We start from the raw sequence: 16,952 nt of genomic DNA, 5'->3' as shown, positions 1-16,952 counted from the left end.
AAATCTGTAAGTACTTACTAAAAGTTAGTTTATCCCTTAGGCTGATTTCATTCCAGCTCAAACTGAAGGAGAACATCATGATTGCGATTACCGGTGCCACTGGCCAACTGGGCCGTTTGGTGATTAACGAGTTACTGAAGAAAGTGCCTGCCAGCGAAGTGATTGCGGCAGTGCGTTCACCTGAGAAAGCAGACGATTTGAAAGCGCTGGGCGTGACGTTGCGCGCGGCGGATTACAGCAAGCCAGACACGCTGAAAAGCGCGTTCAGCGGCGTCGATAAGCTCCTGCTGATCTCTTCCAGCGAAGTCGGCCAGCGTGAAGCGCAGCACCAGGCGGTGATTGATGCGGCAAAAGCGGCGGGCGTGAAGTTTATCGCTTACACCAGCCTGTTGCATGCGGACACCACCACGCTGGGTCTGGGCGTCGAGCACCGCGCCACAGAAGCAATGCTTAAGGCCTCAGGCGTGCCCTATGCCCTGCTGCGTAATGGCTGGTACACCGAAAACTATGCCGCCAGCATTGCCCCAGCGCTGGCGCATCACGCCTTTATTGGCGCGGTGGGTGAAGGCCGCATCTCATCGGCCGCTCGCGTGGACTATGCCGCCGCCGCCGCTGAAGTGATCAGCCGTGACGATCAGGCAGGTAAAGTGTATGAACTCGCTGGCGATGAGAGTTATACGCTGGCCGAGTTCAGCGCCGAGATTGCTAAACAGTCTGGCGAGCAAGTGGATTACATCAACCTGCCGCCTGCTGAGTTTGAGGCAGCATTGAAAGGCGCCGGTTTGCCGGATGCGCTGGCAGAACTGCTGGCGGACTCCGATGCCGGTGCCGCACAAGGCGGGCTGTTTGATGACAGCCGAGCGCTGAGCAAACTGATTGGTCGCCCGACCACGCCTTATGCCGAGGTGATTAAAGCCACACTGACAAAATAATGCCTGTTCAGGCCAGCCCGAGCTGGCCTGATTCCCGTCTCGTATGCCATCAAATGATCAAAGCCAAACGCGGTATTTAAGCCAAATAATGGCGATTTTCTTATTTACAGATAATTCTGTGCACTGATTTGAACCAGTATTTAAAACACTGCTTTCACTTCCTGAAATATAGCTTATTGTAATCGCTGTAAATTCACTAAAAAGCCGGATCAATCGACAAGATTTATTACGTTCATAGATATTTCGCATTGTTGTCTCAGCTATTCAAAGCTCTATAATTTGTGCTTTGAGCAACCAGGCAATTTCAGGAGGCCGCTATTAATACTAACCACCAGCAACGTCAAGCTTTCGGGGAACACGAAGCCCATGCTGATCTGGGGTATCAATACGATCCTCACGAATTTATCCGCGAAGGCATGGAGGATTCCGAGCCGGAACCGGAGCTGATCCAGGGTCTGCCCGCGCCAGATGCGCTCACCCCTGCTGATCGCTACCTTGAACTGTTCGAGCACGTGCAGATGTCGCGCATATTTCCGGATGGAAAAACATTCCCGGACTGCGCGCCAAAATATGATCCGCTGGATATATTAATCCGCTATCGTCGCACTCGTCGCTCGGTCGAATTCGATCTCGAAAAATTCGTGCATGACCATTTTTATTTACCCCAGGTGAATGAAAGCTTTTATGTTTCCAATCCGGATAAATCGTTGACGGAACATATTGACGAGTTGTGGCCGGTCTTAACCAAAATGCCGCAACAGCATTTACCGCACTCATCGCTGCTGCCGCTGCCAAAACCTTATGTGGTGCCAGGCGGGCGTTTTGGTGAGACCTATTATTGGGACTCCTATTTCAGCATGCTTGGCCTTGCCGATGCCGGGCGTGACGATCTGCTGCGCGACATGGCAGATAACTTCGCATGGCTAATCGATAACTACGGCCACGTGCCAAACGGCAACCGGACTTACTATCTCAGCCGCTCACAGCCACCGGTGTTTGCCCTGATGGTTGAGCTGTTTGAAGAGGATGGGATTCGCGGTGCCAAGCGTTATCTCGACCAGTTGATGAAAGAGTATCAGTTCTGGATGGATGGCGCGGGCGAGCTGATGCCACATCAGGCGTATCGCCACGTGGTGCGTATGCCGGATGGCTCGCTGCTCAACCGCTACTGGGATGACCGCGACACGCCGCGTGATGAGTCGTGGATGGAAGACGTGGAAACCGCCAGCAAGTCCAGCCGTCCGGCAAATGAGGTGTATCGCGATTTGCGTGCCGGTGCCGCATCGGGCTGGGATTACTCCTCACGCTGGTTGCGCGATCCGCAGCGTCTGGCCAGTATTCGCACTACCCAGTTTATCCCTGTGGACCTGAATGCGTTTCTCTACAAGCTGGAGCTGATGATCTCCACCCTGTCACACGCCAAAGGTGAAGAGCTAACGGCGCTGGCGTGGCAGAAAAAAGCCGATACGCGTAAGCAGGCAATTCATCGTTACCTGTGGGATGACACCGCAGGCGTGTACCGTGATTACAACTGGCGCGACGAACGCTTTGGTGCCTTCACGGCAGCGGCTGTGGTGCCGCTGTTCCTCGGCCTGGCCACGCCGGAGCAGGCGCATCTGCAGGCGGTGGCGCTGCGCCAGTTGCTGCTGACGCAGGGCGGTCTGGTGACATCGATGGTAGAGAGCGGTGAACAGTGGGATAAACCCAACGGCTGGGCGCCGCTACAATGGATGGCGGTAGTGGGTCTGAATCATTACGGCGAAGAGACGCTGGCGACAGAGATTGCCGTTAACTGGCTGACCACGGTGAAGAACTTCTATTCGCTGCATCACAAGCTGGTGGAGAAGTATGACATCAGCGGCGATCGTGCCCGTCCGGGTGGCGGCGGTGAATATCCACTGCAGGATGGATTTGGCTGGACCAACGGTGTGACCCGCAGGCTAATGTCGATGTACGGGCATCTGCTGGCGGATTAAAACAGAAAGGGCGCATCAGGCGCCCTTTCTTTTTGGTGGTCATTATCGCAGCGGCTTATTGCGCATCTGTAAGCGGCGATGCAGCCCTGGATTCGCGCGATAAATTGCGCCGCTACGCAACCTGCGCTTATTTATTTCCCTGCAAGAACGCCAGTAAGTCGTCGTTCAACTGATCCTGATGCGTCACCGCAAAACCGTGCGGGCCGTTTTCATACACTTTCAGCTCCGATCCTTCGATCATCTCGTGTACCAACTGACCGGTGGCTTCAAAGGGTACAATCTGGTCGTTGCTGCCGTGGATCACCAGCGTCGGCACATCCACTTTGGCGATATCGGCGCGGAAATCAGTTTCCGCAAAAGCCGTGACACAATCGATCGTTCCTTTCAGTGAGGCCAGCAGCGCGATATTCAGCGTCTGCGTCATCACGCCATCTGAAATAGTCTGTCCGGCATTGGCACCATAAAACGGCGTGGCGAAGTCTTTGATAAACTGCGCCCGGTCTTTACGCAGACCCGCTTTAATGCCATCAAATACCGCTTTTTCAACGCCTTCCGGATGGTCATCGGTTTTGCCGAAGATTGGCGTCACCGCGCCCAGCAGCACCAGCCCTTTCACTTTCGCCGTGCCGTAGCGACCGATATAACGTGAAACATCACCGCCGCCCATTGAGAAGCCCACCAGCGTGATGTCGTCCAGTTGCAGATGCTCAATCAGCGCATGGATATCATCGGCGAAGGTATCGTAATCATAACCTTCCCACGGCTGCTCAGAGCGACCAAAGCCGCGACGGTCAAACGCAATGGCGCGATAGCCGCGTTCGGCGAGGAAATTCAGTTGGCTATCCCACATATCCGCATCCAGCGGCCAGCCGTGGCTGAACAGCACGGGCTGTCCTTTGCCCCAATCTTTGTAATACAGGTTAACGCCGTCTTTTGCTTTGAATGTGCTCATGTTTTTTGCTCCGTTAAGTGAGTGATGTTGTGTCTGCCAATCAAACTACATTCGGTTGCTGCAAAAACCTAAAGCAGAGATTTTGACAACTTGTTCAAAGATTTTTGCCCTGCGAAGCTGTCAAAAAAGCCTGAACAAGTTGGCCGATTTTTTCCGCTATCAAGCATCTCGCGGGATTCGTAAGGTGCATACATCGCACATTTACAGGAAAACAGTGATGAGCCAGCAAAACCCAACGACGCCACGCGGCGGTGCTTTTTCTCCCTTCGCCTACGGGCTGTTCGCCCTGATCTGGACCGCCTCGGTACTCGGCAACACCGGCAGTTTTATTCGCGACGTCGCCAGCGCCTGGTTAGTCACCGGCTTATCCGATAACCCAACCGCCGTGGCGTTGATGCAAACCGCTGCCACTCTGCCGGTGTTCCTGTTGGCACTGCCAGCGGGCGTGCTCTCTGATATCGTCGATCGCCGCCGTCTGCTGATCGTGGTGCAGATTCTGATGGCCAGCGTCAGCGGCACTCTGCTGGTGCTGTCGCACAATCACTGGCTCACCGTGGAATGGCTGATCGGCCTGACCTTTGTCGGCGGCATTGGTGCCGCGCTGTTTGGCCCGGCCTGGCAGGCGATTGTGCCCGAACTGGTGCCACGCCATGAGCTGAAAAACGCCGTAGCGCTTAACTCGCTCGGCATCAATATTGCCCGCGCCATCGGGCCTGCCACTGGCGGTTTACTGCTGGCAAGTTTAGGCGCCATGGCGGCCTACGGTGCCGATGTGGCGAGTTATTTTTTCGTTATTGCTGCCCTGCTGTACTGGAAACGTCCGGCGAAAGCCAAAACCGAACTCAACGAACACTTCTTTGGTGCCTTCCGCGCGGGCCTGCGTTATGTCAAAGCTAGCCGTGAACTACACCGTGTGTTGTTCCGCGCTGCGATGTACTTCGCCTTTGCCAGTGCCATCTGGGCGCTGCTGCCGCTGGTAGCGCGCACCATGCTGCACGGTACCGCCGGATTTTATGGTTTGCTGTTGGGCGCAGTGGGCGGCGGTGCGATTGCCGGTGCGCTACTGTTGCCGCGACTGCGCAGCAAACTCAGTAACGATGGATTGATGCTGCTCTCAGCGGTGCTAAGCGCACTGGTGATGCTGGCCCTGGCGATGAGCCCGCCGCAGTGGCTGGCGCTGCTGTTAATGCTGGTGCTGGGCGTCGGCTGGATTATTGCACTGACCACCTTGAACGGCGTGGCACAGGCGGTGCTGCCGGATTGGGTGCGCGGCCGCGGTCTGGCGGTGTATCTGATGGTGTTCAACGGCACATTGGCCGGTGGCAGTCTGGCGTGGGGTTTGATCGCACAGCAGCTCGGTCTGGCTACCACGCTGATGATTGCCGGGGCTGGTCTGGTGATCACTGGCGTACTGCTGAAACGTCTGGCACTGCCTGCGGGTGAAGCGGATCTGCAACCCGCGGAGCATTGGGCCATGCCGGTGGTGCACGATGATGTCGATGTGCGTCATGGTCCGGTGTTGATTCAGATTCGCTACCGCGTGCCGCAGGAAGATCGCGCCGCGTTCAAAAAGGCGATTCACAAATTGGCACAGTCTCGCCGCCGTGATGGCGCCTATTCATGGGGACTCATGGAGCAAACCGACGATCCGACTGCATTGCTGGAGTGGTTTATGGTGGAGTCCTGGCAGGAGCATATGCGTCAGCACCAGCGTGTGTCGCACGCCGATGCCGAACTTCAGCAGGCAGTTTTGCAATATCATCAGGGTGAAGAAGCCCCGCAGGTCAGTCACCACATTGCGATATAACAGCCTTTACGCGGGAGAATAAATCTCCTGCAATCCAGGAAGCGTGAGCAGGTGCTCACGCCACCAGGTTGCCGCATTGCCGGTCGCGGTTTCATTCCACGCCAGATACGCCATATCGCGGCGGCATTCGCTATCCAGCTGGCGCGCCACCAGCGCGCCACTCTCCAGATGCGGCCTCGCCAGGTATAACGGCAGGTAACCACAGCCCAAGCCATCCAGTTGCGCCTGTAGTTTCGCCGGGAAGTCATGCACGCTCAGCGTCTTCTGCTCATCCAGCACACGTAAATCGATACCTGCACCGTGACGAGACGAGTCATGGACCGTCACCGCGCGGTACTGACGAATCTGCTCGCGCAGCAGTGGTTCAGGTGCGGAAGCGAGAGGATGCTCCGGTGCGACAGCAAACACATAATCCAGCCAGCCGAGCGGCTGACAGACAATCTCTTTGCGCGTGGCGGGTTCCTGCACCGCGCCAAAGACAATGTCCGCTTCGCCATAGTTAAGCGCTTCCCAGCAGCCAGCCAGCACGTCCTGACGGAATTGCAGCTGAGTATGCGGGTGCTCCTGATAAAACTGATCAATCAGCGGCGTGAGAATGCGAAACGGCAGTGAGGCATCGACGCTGATCACCAACTGGCTTTCCCAGCCACTCTCAACATAGCGCGCCTGCTGTTCTAACTCATTCACCGCGCGCAGCAGGGTGCGACCTTTTTCCAGCATCAAACGCCCGGTCGGGGTGAAGGTGGCGCGATGTCCAGAGCGATCCAACAGCGTGATCTTGAGATCGCTCTCCATCTTCTGCACGGTATAGCTCAACGCCGACGCAGTTTTAAACAAGCGCGCAGCCGCAGCGGCAAAGGTGCCGTGGCGATCCAACGCATCCAAAATCAGCAGCGCCTCAAGGTTTAAACGCATACCCCATGCCTCCCCAAAAATTGTTGAACAACAACCCAAAATCTATCCGTTATCAATAAACGCTCTCATTTCGTATTTTTTTACTCAACGACGCAAGCACTTTCACCAGCGGAAACTCAGGAACTTACGATGAATTACTCACAACAAGCCAACCATGTCACGCTGGTGATTACCCACAGCATCCTGCCAGAACAGCAGGCCCATTATGAGCAGTGGCTCGACACCATCATGCCGCAGGCTGCGAGCTTTCCTGGCCATCTTGGCGTCAACGTGCTGCGCCCGGTGCACGGCGACAATGCTTACACCGTGCTGATTCGTTTTACCGGACTGGATGAGCTGTACGCCTGGCTGAAATCGGATCAGCGCAAAACGTTAATCCAGAACCTGCCAACGATGCTGGCACAACCAGAACATATTGAGGTGCGCCCCGGCGCCGCGTTCTGGTTTACCCCGGCGCAAAAAGGCCAGGTCAAACCGGCGAAATGGAAACAATACTTACTGACGCTGGGGGTGATTTTTCCCTCTACCAACCTGGTGCCGTGGTTCTGGAATCAGGTGTTGCCCGCCGCGCACGGCACGCTGTGGGGCCACTTGCTGAATGATGCCAGCGTGGTGGCACTGGTGGTGTTCCTGTGGATGCCGATCGTTACCCGTGTTTTAAAACAGTGGCTTATTGGCCGCAACGCGTAATCTAACTGGAGAAGAGATGATGACAACGGCCTCACTGATTTTTACCAACGGCAAATTCCACACGGTGGATCGCGCCAACCCGTTCGCCACTGCGGTGGCGATCAAAGACGGCAAGTTTCTCGCGGTAGGCAGCGAAGCGGAAGTGATGCGCTTTGCTGGCAGCGACACGCAGATTATTGATGCCAAAGGCCACACCGGTATTCCTGGCCTTAACGACTCACACCTGCACCTGATTCGCGGTGGCCTCAACTACAACCTTGAACTGCGCTGGGAAGGCGTGCCGTCGCTGGCCGATGCATTGCGTATGCTGCGTGAACAGGCGCTGCGCACCCCTTCACCGCAGTGGGTGCGCGTCGTTGGCGGCTGGAGCGAATTCCAGTTTGCTGAACGCCGCATGCCGACGCTGGATGAGATCAACGCCGCCGCGCCGGATACGCCAGTGTTCATCCTGCACCTGTATGACCGTGCCCTGCTGAACCGCGCTGCGCTGCGCGTGGTCGGTTACACCAAAGACACGCCGAACCCACCGGGCGGTGAAATCCAGCGTGACAGCAACGGTAACCCGACCGGCATGCTAATTGCGCGCCCTAACGCCATGCTGCTGTACGCCACGCTGGCGAAAGGACCGAAGCTGCCGCTGGAACAGCAGGTTAACTCCACACGTCAGTTTATGCGTGAGCTGAACCGCCTCGGCCTGACCAGCGCCATTGATGCGGGCGGCGGCTTCCAGAACTATCCCGATGATTACGATGTGATTTCGGAACTGCACGCCAAAAAGCAGCTGACGGTGCGCATTGCCTACAACCTGTTTACCCAGCGCCCCGGCCATGAACTGGAAGATTTCGAGAAGTGGACCGACATGCTGAAGCCGGGCCAGGGCACCAATTTCCTGCGTCACAATGGAGCGGGCGAGATGCTGGTGTTCTCGGCGGCAGATTTTGAAGACTTCCTCGAACCGCGCCCCGACCTGGCCCCCGGCATGGAAGATGAGCTGGAGCGCGTGGTGCGCCATCTGGTGGAGCATCGCTGGCCGTTCCGTCTGCATGCCACCTACAACGAATCGATCAGCCGCATGCTGGATGTGTTCGAAAAGGTAAATCGCGATATTCCGTTTAACGGCCTGCACTGGTTCTTTGACCACGCCGAGACCATCACCGAAGCCAATATTGAGCGCGTCAAAGCGTTGGGTGGCGGGCTGGCCGTGCAGCATCGTATGGCGTTCCAGGGTGAGTACTTCGTCGATCGCTACGGTAAAGAAGCCGCCAAGCAGACGCCGCCGGTGGCGCGCATGCTGGATGCGGAGGTGCCTGTCGGTTTGGGCACCGATGCCACGCGCGTCGCCAGCTATAACCCATGGACCGCGCTCTACTGGCTGGTTTCTGGCCGCACCGTCGGCGGCATGCAGTTGTACGATGACAATGCCCGTATTGACCGCGAAACCGCGCTGATGCTGTGGACCAAAGGCAGCGCCTGGTTCTCCAGCGAGCAGAATGCCAAAGGTGAGATTAAAGTCGGTCAGTTGGCGGATCTGGTGCTGCTGTCGAAAGATTTCTTCAGCGTGCCGGAAGAGGAGATTAAAGGGATTGAATCGGTATTGACGCTGGTCGATGGCGAAGTGGTGTATGCCGCAGGCGGCTTCACGCCGCTGTCACCACCACCGGTGCCAGTGTTGCCAGAGTGGTCTCCGGTGGTCACCGTGCCGGGCCACTACCGTAGCGCGCCACCGCAAGCCAGTGGTCGTGCGGCGATGATGCCGAAAGTGCACCAGTGCAGCGGCCCTTGTGGGGTACACAGCCACTCACACGATGTGGCACGCCAGTCTTCGGTGCCGGTGTCGGATAACCATGCCTTCTGGGGTGCGCTGGGCTGTTCGTGCTTCGCGTTTTGAGTTAAAGGCAGTTTATGGCCCTCTCCAGGTGAGAGGGCTTTGCTGCAAATGGGGACACAGACTTTGGCGGTGGCGCGGGTCTGTTTCCGCAACCATAAAAGATTACCCCGCCAGGCCAAACCCTTGCTTGCCGTTCTTCTTAATCTGGTACATCGCTTCATCGGCACGCGTCAGCGCCTCATCAAAACTAAAGTGCGGTTGCACCGTCGCCACGCCAATAGAAGCACCAATCTGCGCATGGCCGTTATCAACATCAAACGGCGTCAGTGCGGCATCCAGCACCGCCTGCATCATGATGCGCACTTTGGGGAAATCGATCAGGAACGGCATCAGCAACACAAACTCATCACCACCTAAACGGCCCACCACCACGTTTGGCGGCACCTGGTCAAGAATGCGCTGGCTGAGTTGAATCAACACTTCATCGCCACTGCGATGGCCGAGCGTGTCGTTAACATGCTTAAAGTTATCGAGATCGATAAATGCCACGCACAGCGGCCCCTGCGCTTTCATTTTGCTGAAATGCGTTTGCAGCGCGTGGCGGTTGGTCAGGCCGGTCAGCGGATCGTGATGCGCCAATGAAGAGAGTTGCGCTTCATACTGCTTCTCTTTGGTCATATCGATGTGCGTGCCGGTGACTTTAAGCGGATTGCCTTCTTCGTCCCACTCGGTCACACGCCCACGATCCAGCACCCAGGTAATTTTGTCGTTCTTACCCAGCATGCGATGCAGCGCCTCATAGTAAGGCGCACGCCCTTCGATATGATCGTAAAACGCCTTGAGCACGTCATCGGCGTCATCGGGGTGCAGGCGTTCGCGCCAGACTTCAAACTGCGCTTTGGTCTCTTTCGGCTGGAAACCCAGCATCGAACCCCAGCGTCGATTGAAAATCACCAGCTTGCCGCTGGGAATATCCAGCTGCCACAAACATAAACCGGTTCCGTCCAGCGCCGCACTCAGCTTGTTACGCGCGTCATGCGCTATGCGCTTTAAGCGCGCATTATGCTTTTTCAGGTTCTGAATCTGCTGACGCAGCGCTTCTTCGGACATGATGGCTGACGGAGAGGAAATAAGGGTTATTTTGCCTGCCAGGAAGTTTCTGATAAATAAAACAAATGAAAAGCCGATCAGTAGCGGAAAATTGCATCAAGCTCAGAGGGAACGGCGAAGCATTGAGGTTATTTCAGCGAACAAAACTTTCTTTATTCCTGCAAAGCAGTAGAAAACGCGCCAGCCGCCTGGGCCAGCGCCCTGTAGGTCTACTCCGCTTCGCCAAAGCGCTGATCAAACATCGTGACAACCTGATGCAGCACACCCGCCTCGTCGCCTCCTTCACATACCACTTCCACGCTGCCACCCGCTTTAATGCCAGCGCGCATGATGTTCATCATACTGCTGGCATTGACGTCTTTGCCTTCGTAGCGCAGCGTGACGCGGCAGTCATGGCCTTTTAACGCCTTGGCCAGCTGTGCCGCCGGGCGCGCATGGATGCCAGTACTATTTTTCACGGTAACGATTTGACTCAACATGACGGTTCTCCTGGTTAATGGGGGAAATAACGCCTTCCTGCTGCAATTTAAATTGATAGAACGCCTGCCAGCGCTGCTGATAACGCTGCAACGCGTGGCCGCGTTGTGGGTCGGGTTGATAGCACTGCGCCACACGCACCTCAGGTGGAGGCACATCCGCACAGGCAATCAGCAGTGCGCCCACGGATACCGCTTCATCAAAGGCAATCGCTTCTACCGTTCGCGCCAGACTGTCAGCCTTGAGCTGAAGCCACAGCGGATTGCGTGTGGCCGGACCAATCACTTTCAGTGCGGGGCCCGCAGGCACCGCAAAACAGGTGAAGCAGTTGGCAAACTCCATAGTCAGCCCAAACAACACCGTTAATAGCAGTTCATCGTGCGGCAACGTATCGCTCAGACCGTACATCAACCCGCGCGTATGGCGGTTTTTATAAGGCGAGCCGGACCCACGCAAATGCGGGATAAACAGCGGTAATCCTTCCGGCTGCCACTCATCAGCCAGATAACGCTGCGTGGCTTGTACCAGTGCGGCATCGATCTCCTCGCGCGACAGCCGAAAAGTGCTGCTCACCCACTCCAGCGCAAAGCCCCCCACCGGCAGTGAGGCGAATAGCGTGAAATGGTTGTCCCGCGAATAACGCCCGTTGGCGAGTTTGTCGCGCCGGGCTTGCTCATTGAGCAAAGGCTGTGGTTGCAGCAGCAAGATGCCTTCGGTGGTACCGGTAGAGTTCAGCACCTCGCCGGTTTGCAGCTGTAGTGCCCGCGCGCCCACCATATGATCGTGCCCAGCCAGCGTGACGCACACCGGCTGGGTTAACCCCAGTGCCTCACGGCACGCGGGTGTCACCCACCCCGCCACTTCACCCGGCGTCAACAGAGGGGCAAAAGCATCGAGCGGCAGTTGCAAAATATCGGCGGCCTGGGCCGACCAGCTTCCCTGCTGGAGATCGAGACACAGCGTGCGGCTGGCGAGCGTGGTGTCGGTTCGCTGTGCGCCGGTTAATCGCCACAGCAGCACCTCCGGCGCATGCAGCCAGCGCAAACCGTGACGCCCGCGCAGCGCATAGTTATCCAGCAGCCAGCGCATCTTGAAGGCCGAATAATTACTGTGCAGCGGCAAACCGGTGATTTGATACAACCGCTGGCTGTCCGCTTCGGTTAAGGTGGCGAGATACTCTTCGCCCCGACGATCATACCAGGCCAGCATCGGCGTCAGGATATTGCCAGCCTCGTCGAGAAACACGCCGGACTCACCAAAGCTGGCAATACTGATATGCGTAACCGTGCAATCCGTTGTCGCAATCAGGCTGCGCATCGTCGCCACCACCTGCTGCCACAGCGCATCGATATCGAAATCGACGTTACCCGTGGGCGAAGTGATTTTGGGTGTGACGAACTTACGCTCATCCAGTCGGGACGCATCCCGACGAGAAAAACAGGCGACTTTACAGTTAGTCGTACCGATATCAATGACGATGGCCGCAGCGTTCTCAGGCATACACGGCACCTCGTGTCAGGCGGAAGATGCCCCACAGCACCAGACCCACCACCGGCACCAGGCCAATCGCTATCACGTTGCCGTTGAAGATTTCCAGCAGCCAGAAGCGGAACGGGTTGCCGCCGTCAAGGAAGCTGGAGACCTGGCCGCTAGAGCCTTCGGCAAACTTGAAGTTCACGTCTTTCGCCATGCCGGTAATAAAGGGCGCGATTTTGGTGGCAATCCACAGGTCGGCCACGATCACCGGAATCGCCGCCAGCACGGTGCGGAAAATGTTGCCACGACTGGCCAGCGCGATCATCGACGCCATCACCGCGAGGTTCGCCAGATCGCCCAACGGCAGCACCTGGTTGCCTGGCAGGATAAAGGCGATGAACACGGAAATCGGCGTCAGCAGCAGCGCGGAAGAGATGATCGCCGGGTTGCCCACTGCCACCGCGATATCCAGCCCGATATAGAGATCGTCACGGCCTGGGTATTTGGTGTTGAGGTACTTCTTGATCGCTTCCGACAGCGGCAACAGGCCTTCCATCAGGATGCGCACCATGCGCGGCAGAATAAACATCACGCCGCCAATGCTGATACCGAGCAGCAGGATATGCTTGAAGTCATACCCGGCGATAACCCCCAGCAGCAGGCCCAGAATGGTTCCGACCATCATCGGCTCACCAAAGATGCCCAGCTTCTTCTGCACGGTTTGTGGATCGATGTGGATACGGTTGAGACCCGGAATCTTGTCGATGATTTTGTCCACCAGCAAGCCCACCGGGAAGAACACCACGGCGGACAGCGTCGGCAGTGAAATTCCTTCCAGACCAAAGTATTTCTGCACCATCGGCGCGGACCAGTCTGCCAGCTTCAGTACCACAATGGCGGCAATGGCAGCGGCCAGTAATCCGAAGAAGAAACTGCCTGTGCTGTAGTAAACCAGCGTACCGGCCAGCGCGAAGTGCCAGTAGTTCCACATGTCCACATCGACGGTGCGAGTGCGGTTCATTGCCAGCATCGCCACGTTGATCAGAATCGTCAGCGGAATGACGAAGGGTGCAATCGGCGATCCCCAGGTAATAGCAGAAAGCGGCGGCCAGCCGAGATCCACCACTGGCAGATTAATATTGGTGCGCTCTACCATTGCCTGCGCAGCCGGGCCAACATTACTGGTGAGAATATCGAAGATGGCGTAGATACCGACGAAGCCAATGCCTACGGTTAACGATGAGCGCAAGGCTTTGGCCGGTTTGACCTTAAAGCACAGTGCAAGAATAAACAGCACCAGCGGTAATAATACGGTTGGGCCAAAACCCAATATATATTGCACCACGGTGTAGAGGCTATGAGCGATTTCATTCATGGCAGACCCCTTATGACGGGCGTAAACGTACCTGGCGTTAGCGCCCTATTATGGCAATCGGATTAAATAAATAAGTAATTATTGGTTTTTCAAAATTTCGACAATTTTTTCCAGCACTTTTTCTTCGCCGACACCGGTAATAATCGGTAAGCCGTTAACCACCGGGATATCTAATTCATAAGGCACTTTAGTGGTGGACACCACCAGAGCAACACCGTCGGTATTATTGGGCAAAGAAGCGACGTTGGTTTGCGAGTAATTCACATTAAGACCGTGCTCCTGGCAATATTCCATGACTTTCTCTGTCACGGCAGTGGATGTGGCAATGCCGGTAGCACATACAAATAATATCGTCTGGCTCATACTTCACCTCGTTCGGTCATGGTTTCTGTGATGCGTTGATAAATTTGCTGATCGTTAAGCTGCAATAATTGCTGCATAAAATCGCTATCCTGAATCAGTTCCATAATCCAGCCCAACACATTTAATTGCTTGTTACTTTCACTCAGTGCCAGCAGAAACACCACGCGTACCGGCACCGGTTCTGGCTCGCCGCCCATATCGGCAAAGGTCACCGGCTGCGGCAGAATGCCGATACTGATGGCGTTGTGGCGCACATGGCGATGGTCGGTATGCGGAATCGCTACGCCAACCGGTTCCGTCGGTAAGCCGGTGGGGAAATCCTGCTCACGCGCCAGCACATGCTCGGCAAAATCTGCGACCACCAGCGCTTCATCCACCAGCGGCTGTGCCAGTTGGCGAATCACCTGATCAACACTCAGCCCCTCATTGAGGTGCTGCACATAGTGCGGCTTAAACTGGATCCCCTGCATACGCGGCCTCACTGATATCATTCAAACGCAGAATCTTGTGGTAGACCTCATGTTCCACCGCCTGCCGTGCATCAGCCATCACCGCCGCCAGATTGGCTTCGTTGTGGTTTTTCTGCCATGCGTGACCGACGCTGGTGATAAAGGAACGGCGCAGGTCGCTGGCGATGTTCACTTTCACCACCCGATGATTAACAAACTGCTGCAAGATGCTGTCCGCGATACCGGAACCGCCATGAATGACCAGCGGGATGGGCGTGATCTGCGCAATTTCCGCCAGCAACGGCAGATCGATACGCGGAATATCATCCAGTCCATGCACATTACCGACCGAAATCGCCAGCAGGTCACAGCCCGTTTCGCGCACAAACTCCACCACCTGCTGCGGGTCGGTTTTGCAATCCGCTTCGCTGACGTGATCGTCTTCTTTACCCAGAATCGCACCCAGCTCAGCTTCAACCGGCACGTTGTAGTTCTGGCAGAATTCCACGGCCTGACGCGTCAGCTTGATGTTCTCTTCAAACGGCAGCGCAGCCCCATCGATCATTACCGAAGTAAATCCGGCACGCACCGCCTGGCGGATATCATCCATATTGCGGCCGTGATCGAGATGCAGGCTGATCGCCACATCCATCTGTGCGGCGCGACGCTGCACCATTTCATAGATGTAGTCATAGCCGGACAGACGCGCATTGGTGGGCGCGATTTGAATAAAATTCGGCACGTTACTGCGTTCAATCGCATTTAATATGCCGAGCGTGGTTTCCAGATTGGTGGTATTAAAGGCGCCGGCCAGCACGCGCTTATTTTCCAGTTGACGAATAAATTGATGACCGTTGACTAATGGCATGTCAGCTTACCTCTCTTCGTTGCAGAACGGTGCCCAAATAATATTTATTCCCTTTTAACCAGACATTGCCGAATTCCACCGGCAATTCACGTGAGAAAAACACCAACTGTTCTAAATGCAGTACCGGCGCATCCTCACTGATATCCAAAAAATGTCCGCGTTCATTACCGATTAAGCGCGCGGCATAGCGACTTTCGGAATAACGTATTTTCTGTTGCGATAATCGTTCGATGGTGGGAAACAGGTTATTATGATTAAAATCCACCTCGGCAATGCCGGGTACCAGTTCCATATTGATGCGATTCTCAATCAGCATCACTCTTTCATCATCGATATAACGCAATCGCTCCAGATAAAGAATTTCCTGCCCCGGTTTAATGCGTAACTTCTCGGCAATATAACGGTTGGCCGGTTCAACCCGCGTGGCGATCACCTGCGTGCTGAAATTAATCTGCTGGCTTTCCAGTGATTCGGCGAAAGAGAGCAACCCTTCACCCAATGGATAGCGAATATTCTCTTTCTTAACGAAGGTGCCTTTACCCTGTACTTGTACCAGCACACCTTCTTTGACTAACTGCGCCACGGCTTTTTTCACCGTGCCGCGACTGACGTCAAGCATATCCATGATCTGGAACTCCGAAGGAATGCGGTCATCCTCCACCAGATCGCCGGTATAGATACTCTCGCGAATCCACTCCACTACCTGCTGATAGAGCGGAACCTGCGAACTCTTACTCAATGTTTTCATGGCGCGCACCTGAACATTCAGAGTTGTCTATGGACAATCATGTACAACTTCGAGGCTTATAGTAGGGAATTGCGTCTGGCGAGGGATCGAGGACAATCACGTTTTCGCGTACCGGATCTGTGACAATAAAGTGTGATCTGTATCTCACTTGAAATCTGTGCACTGTACTTCCGATGGAGAAATTGTGTTCTGTGACGCGGATCAAGAGATATTCGTTAGTCGATGCTGTGATCATGTTTACTAGAATGGTAGTTTAACAGTTATCGCAGCAACACGATGACGGTGGATGAGATTATGCAACTGACAATGCGTTGGTTTGGTCCCAAAGAAGATAAAGTTTCGCTGGAATATATTCGCCAGGTGCCGGGTGTGCGTGGCGTAGTCGGCGCGCTGTATGACGTGCCGGTCGGGGAAACCTGGCCGAAAGATAAGATTAAAGCATTGGTTGATCAGGTACATGCCGCCGGTCTGACGGTGGAAGTGATCGAGAGCGTCAACATTCATGACGACATCAAGATCGGCCTGCCGAGCCGCGATCAATATATTGAGAACTACAAGCAGAGCATTCGTCACCTCGCTGAAGTCGGCGTAAAAGTGATCTGCTACAACTTCATGCCGGTATTTGACTGGATGAAGACCGACATGAACTACGTGCTGCCAGACGGCTCACTCACCATGGCGTTCGAGAAGAAAGGCATCGATAAGAGCCTCGACGAAGTGGTGCAGGAAGTGTTGGGCAACTCAAACGGTTTCGCGTTGCCAGGCTGGGAGCCAGAGCGTCTGGCGAAAGTGCAGGATCTGTTTGCGCAATACAAAGACGTTGACGACAACAAGCTGCGTGAAAACCTCGCTTACTTCCTGAAAGCGGTGATCCCGGTATGTGAAGAAGTGGGCGTGAAGATGGCGATCCACCCGGATGATCCACCGTATTCGATCTTCGGTTTGCCGCGCATTGTGAAGAACCGTGAGGATCTCGACTGGATCTG

16 protein-coding genes are annotated in these 16,952 nt (G+C 55.4%); 6 read left to right on the top strand and 10 right to left on the bottom strand.

The window, feature by feature from the left end; all coding sequences use genetic code 11:
- The first annotated feature begins 77 nt into the window (after positions 1-77).
- Positions 78-932: an SDR family oxidoreductase gene (locus tag H7A81_RS10775; RefSeq protein WP_182057476.1), complete on the top strand. Its 855-nt coding sequence runs from the start codon at positions 78-80 to the stop codon at positions 930-932.
- Positions 933-1,249: 317 nt separating this feature from the next.
- Entirely contained in the window at positions 1,250-2,908 is a 1,659-nt protein-coding gene (gene treF / locus H7A81_RS10770) for an alpha,alpha-trehalase TreF (protein WP_182057487.1), read from the top strand.
- A gap of 127 nt (positions 2,909-3,035) precedes the next feature.
- Here the strand turns inward: treF and H7A81_RS10765 are convergent, their stop codons facing one another.
- Positions 3,036-3,860, bottom strand: a complete 825-nt coding sequence (locus H7A81_RS10765) for an alpha/beta fold hydrolase (RefSeq protein WP_182057475.1) — start codon at positions 3,858-3,860, stop codon at positions 3,036-3,038.
- Positions 3,861-4,077: 217 nt separating this feature from the next.
- Between H7A81_RS10765 and H7A81_RS10760 the strand changes: the two genes are divergently transcribed.
- Complete coding sequence (locus tag H7A81_RS10760) at positions 4,078-5,667, top strand: MFS transporter (RefSeq protein WP_182057474.1); 1,590 nt, start codon at positions 4,078-4,080, stop codon at positions 5,665-5,667.
- Positions 5,668-5,673: 6 nt separating this feature from the next.
- On the opposite strand, the gene H7A81_RS10755 is transcribed toward H7A81_RS10760, so the two are convergent.
- The gene (locus H7A81_RS10755) at positions 5,674-6,582 is read right to left on the bottom strand and encodes a LysR family transcriptional regulator (RefSeq protein ID WP_058959305.1); all 909 of its coding nucleotides are present in this window, start codon (positions 6,580-6,582) and stop codon (positions 5,674-5,676) included.
- A gap of 129 nt (positions 6,583-6,711) precedes the next feature.
- Between H7A81_RS10755 and H7A81_RS10750 the strand changes: the two genes are divergently transcribed.
- Together H7A81_RS10750 and H7A81_RS10745 are read left to right on the top strand one after the other, a co-directional pair.
- Positions 6,712-7,272 (top strand): antibiotic biosynthesis monooxygenase, encoded by a 561-nt coding sequence (locus H7A81_RS10750; protein ID WP_166933592.1) that lies wholly within the window; start codon positions 6,712-6,714, stop codon positions 7,270-7,272.
- Positions 7,273-7,291: 19 nt separating this feature from the next.
- Positions 7,292-9,160: an amidohydrolase gene (locus H7A81_RS10745; RefSeq protein WP_370529950.1), complete on the top strand. Its 1,869-nt coding sequence runs from the start codon at positions 7,292-7,294 to the stop codon at positions 9,158-9,160.
- Between the two features lie 102 nt (positions 9,161-9,262).
- Here H7A81_RS10745 and H7A81_RS10740 read toward each other — a convergent pair whose 3' ends face one another.
- The 8 genes from H7A81_RS10740 to H7A81_RS10705 all read right to left on the bottom strand — a co-directional run bounded on the left by H7A81_RS10740 (position 9,263) and on the right by H7A81_RS10705 (position 15,966).
- A complete protein-coding gene (locus H7A81_RS10740; RefSeq protein WP_182057473.1) occupies positions 9,263-10,210 on the bottom strand; it encodes a sensor domain-containing diguanylate cyclase in 948 nt (315 codons plus the stop codon).
- A gap of 209 nt (positions 10,211-10,419) precedes the next feature.
- A complete protein-coding gene (locus tag H7A81_RS10735; protein ID WP_182057472.1) occupies positions 10,420-10,689 on the bottom strand; it encodes an HPr family phosphocarrier protein in 270 nt (89 codons plus the stop codon).
- Positions 10,658-12,187 (bottom strand): L-fuculokinase, encoded by a 1,530-nt coding sequence (locus H7A81_RS10730; protein WP_182057471.1) that lies wholly within the window; start codon positions 12,185-12,187, stop codon positions 10,658-10,660. Before H7A81_RS10730 ends, H7A81_RS10735 begins: the two co-directional genes overlap by 32 nt.
- Positions 12,180-13,538 carry a PTS galactitol transporter subunit IIC gene (locus H7A81_RS10725; RefSeq protein WP_160868819.1) on the bottom strand — a complete coding sequence of 453 codons (1,359 nt, stop codon included), beginning with the start codon at positions 13,536-13,538 and terminating at the stop codon, positions 12,180-12,182. The genes H7A81_RS10730 and H7A81_RS10725 overlap by 8 nt, the downstream gene beginning before the upstream one ends.
- Positions 13,539-13,616: 78 nt before the next feature.
- The gene (locus H7A81_RS10720; RefSeq protein ID WP_034823315.1) at positions 13,617-13,901 is read right to left on the bottom strand and encodes a PTS sugar transporter subunit IIB; all 285 of its coding nucleotides are present in this window, start codon (positions 13,899-13,901) and stop codon (positions 13,617-13,619) included.
- Positions 13,898-14,371, bottom strand: a complete 474-nt coding sequence (locus tag H7A81_RS10715; RefSeq protein ID WP_182057470.1) for a PTS sugar transporter subunit IIA — start codon at positions 14,369-14,371, stop codon at positions 13,898-13,900. Before H7A81_RS10715 ends, H7A81_RS10720 begins: the two co-directional genes overlap by 4 nt.
- Entirely contained in the window at positions 14,352-15,218 is an 867-nt protein-coding gene (locus H7A81_RS10710; protein ID WP_182057469.1) for a class II aldolase, read from the bottom strand. The genes H7A81_RS10715 and H7A81_RS10710 overlap by 20 nt, the downstream gene beginning before the upstream one ends.
- A gap of 1 nt (position 15,219) precedes the next feature.
- Positions 15,220-15,966: a GntR family transcriptional regulator gene (locus tag H7A81_RS10705; protein ID WP_160868822.1), complete on the bottom strand. Its 747-nt coding sequence runs from the start codon at positions 15,964-15,966 to the stop codon at positions 15,220-15,222.
- A 294-nt stretch (positions 15,967-16,260) separates the two neighbouring features.
- Between H7A81_RS10705 and H7A81_RS10700 the strand changes: the two genes are divergently transcribed.
- Positions 16,261-16,952 (top strand): mannonate dehydratase (locus H7A81_RS10700; RefSeq protein ID WP_182057468.1); only part of this gene is annotated, 692 nt, incomplete at its 3' end.

Origin of the sequence: Pantoea sp. ME81 (genome assembly GCF_903970985.1) — a bacterium.
Classification (GTDB): Bacteria; Pseudomonadota; Gammaproteobacteria; order Enterobacterales; family Enterobacteriaceae; genus Pantoea; species Pantoea communis.
This window is presented reverse-complemented; position numbering and strand designations above follow the sequence as displayed.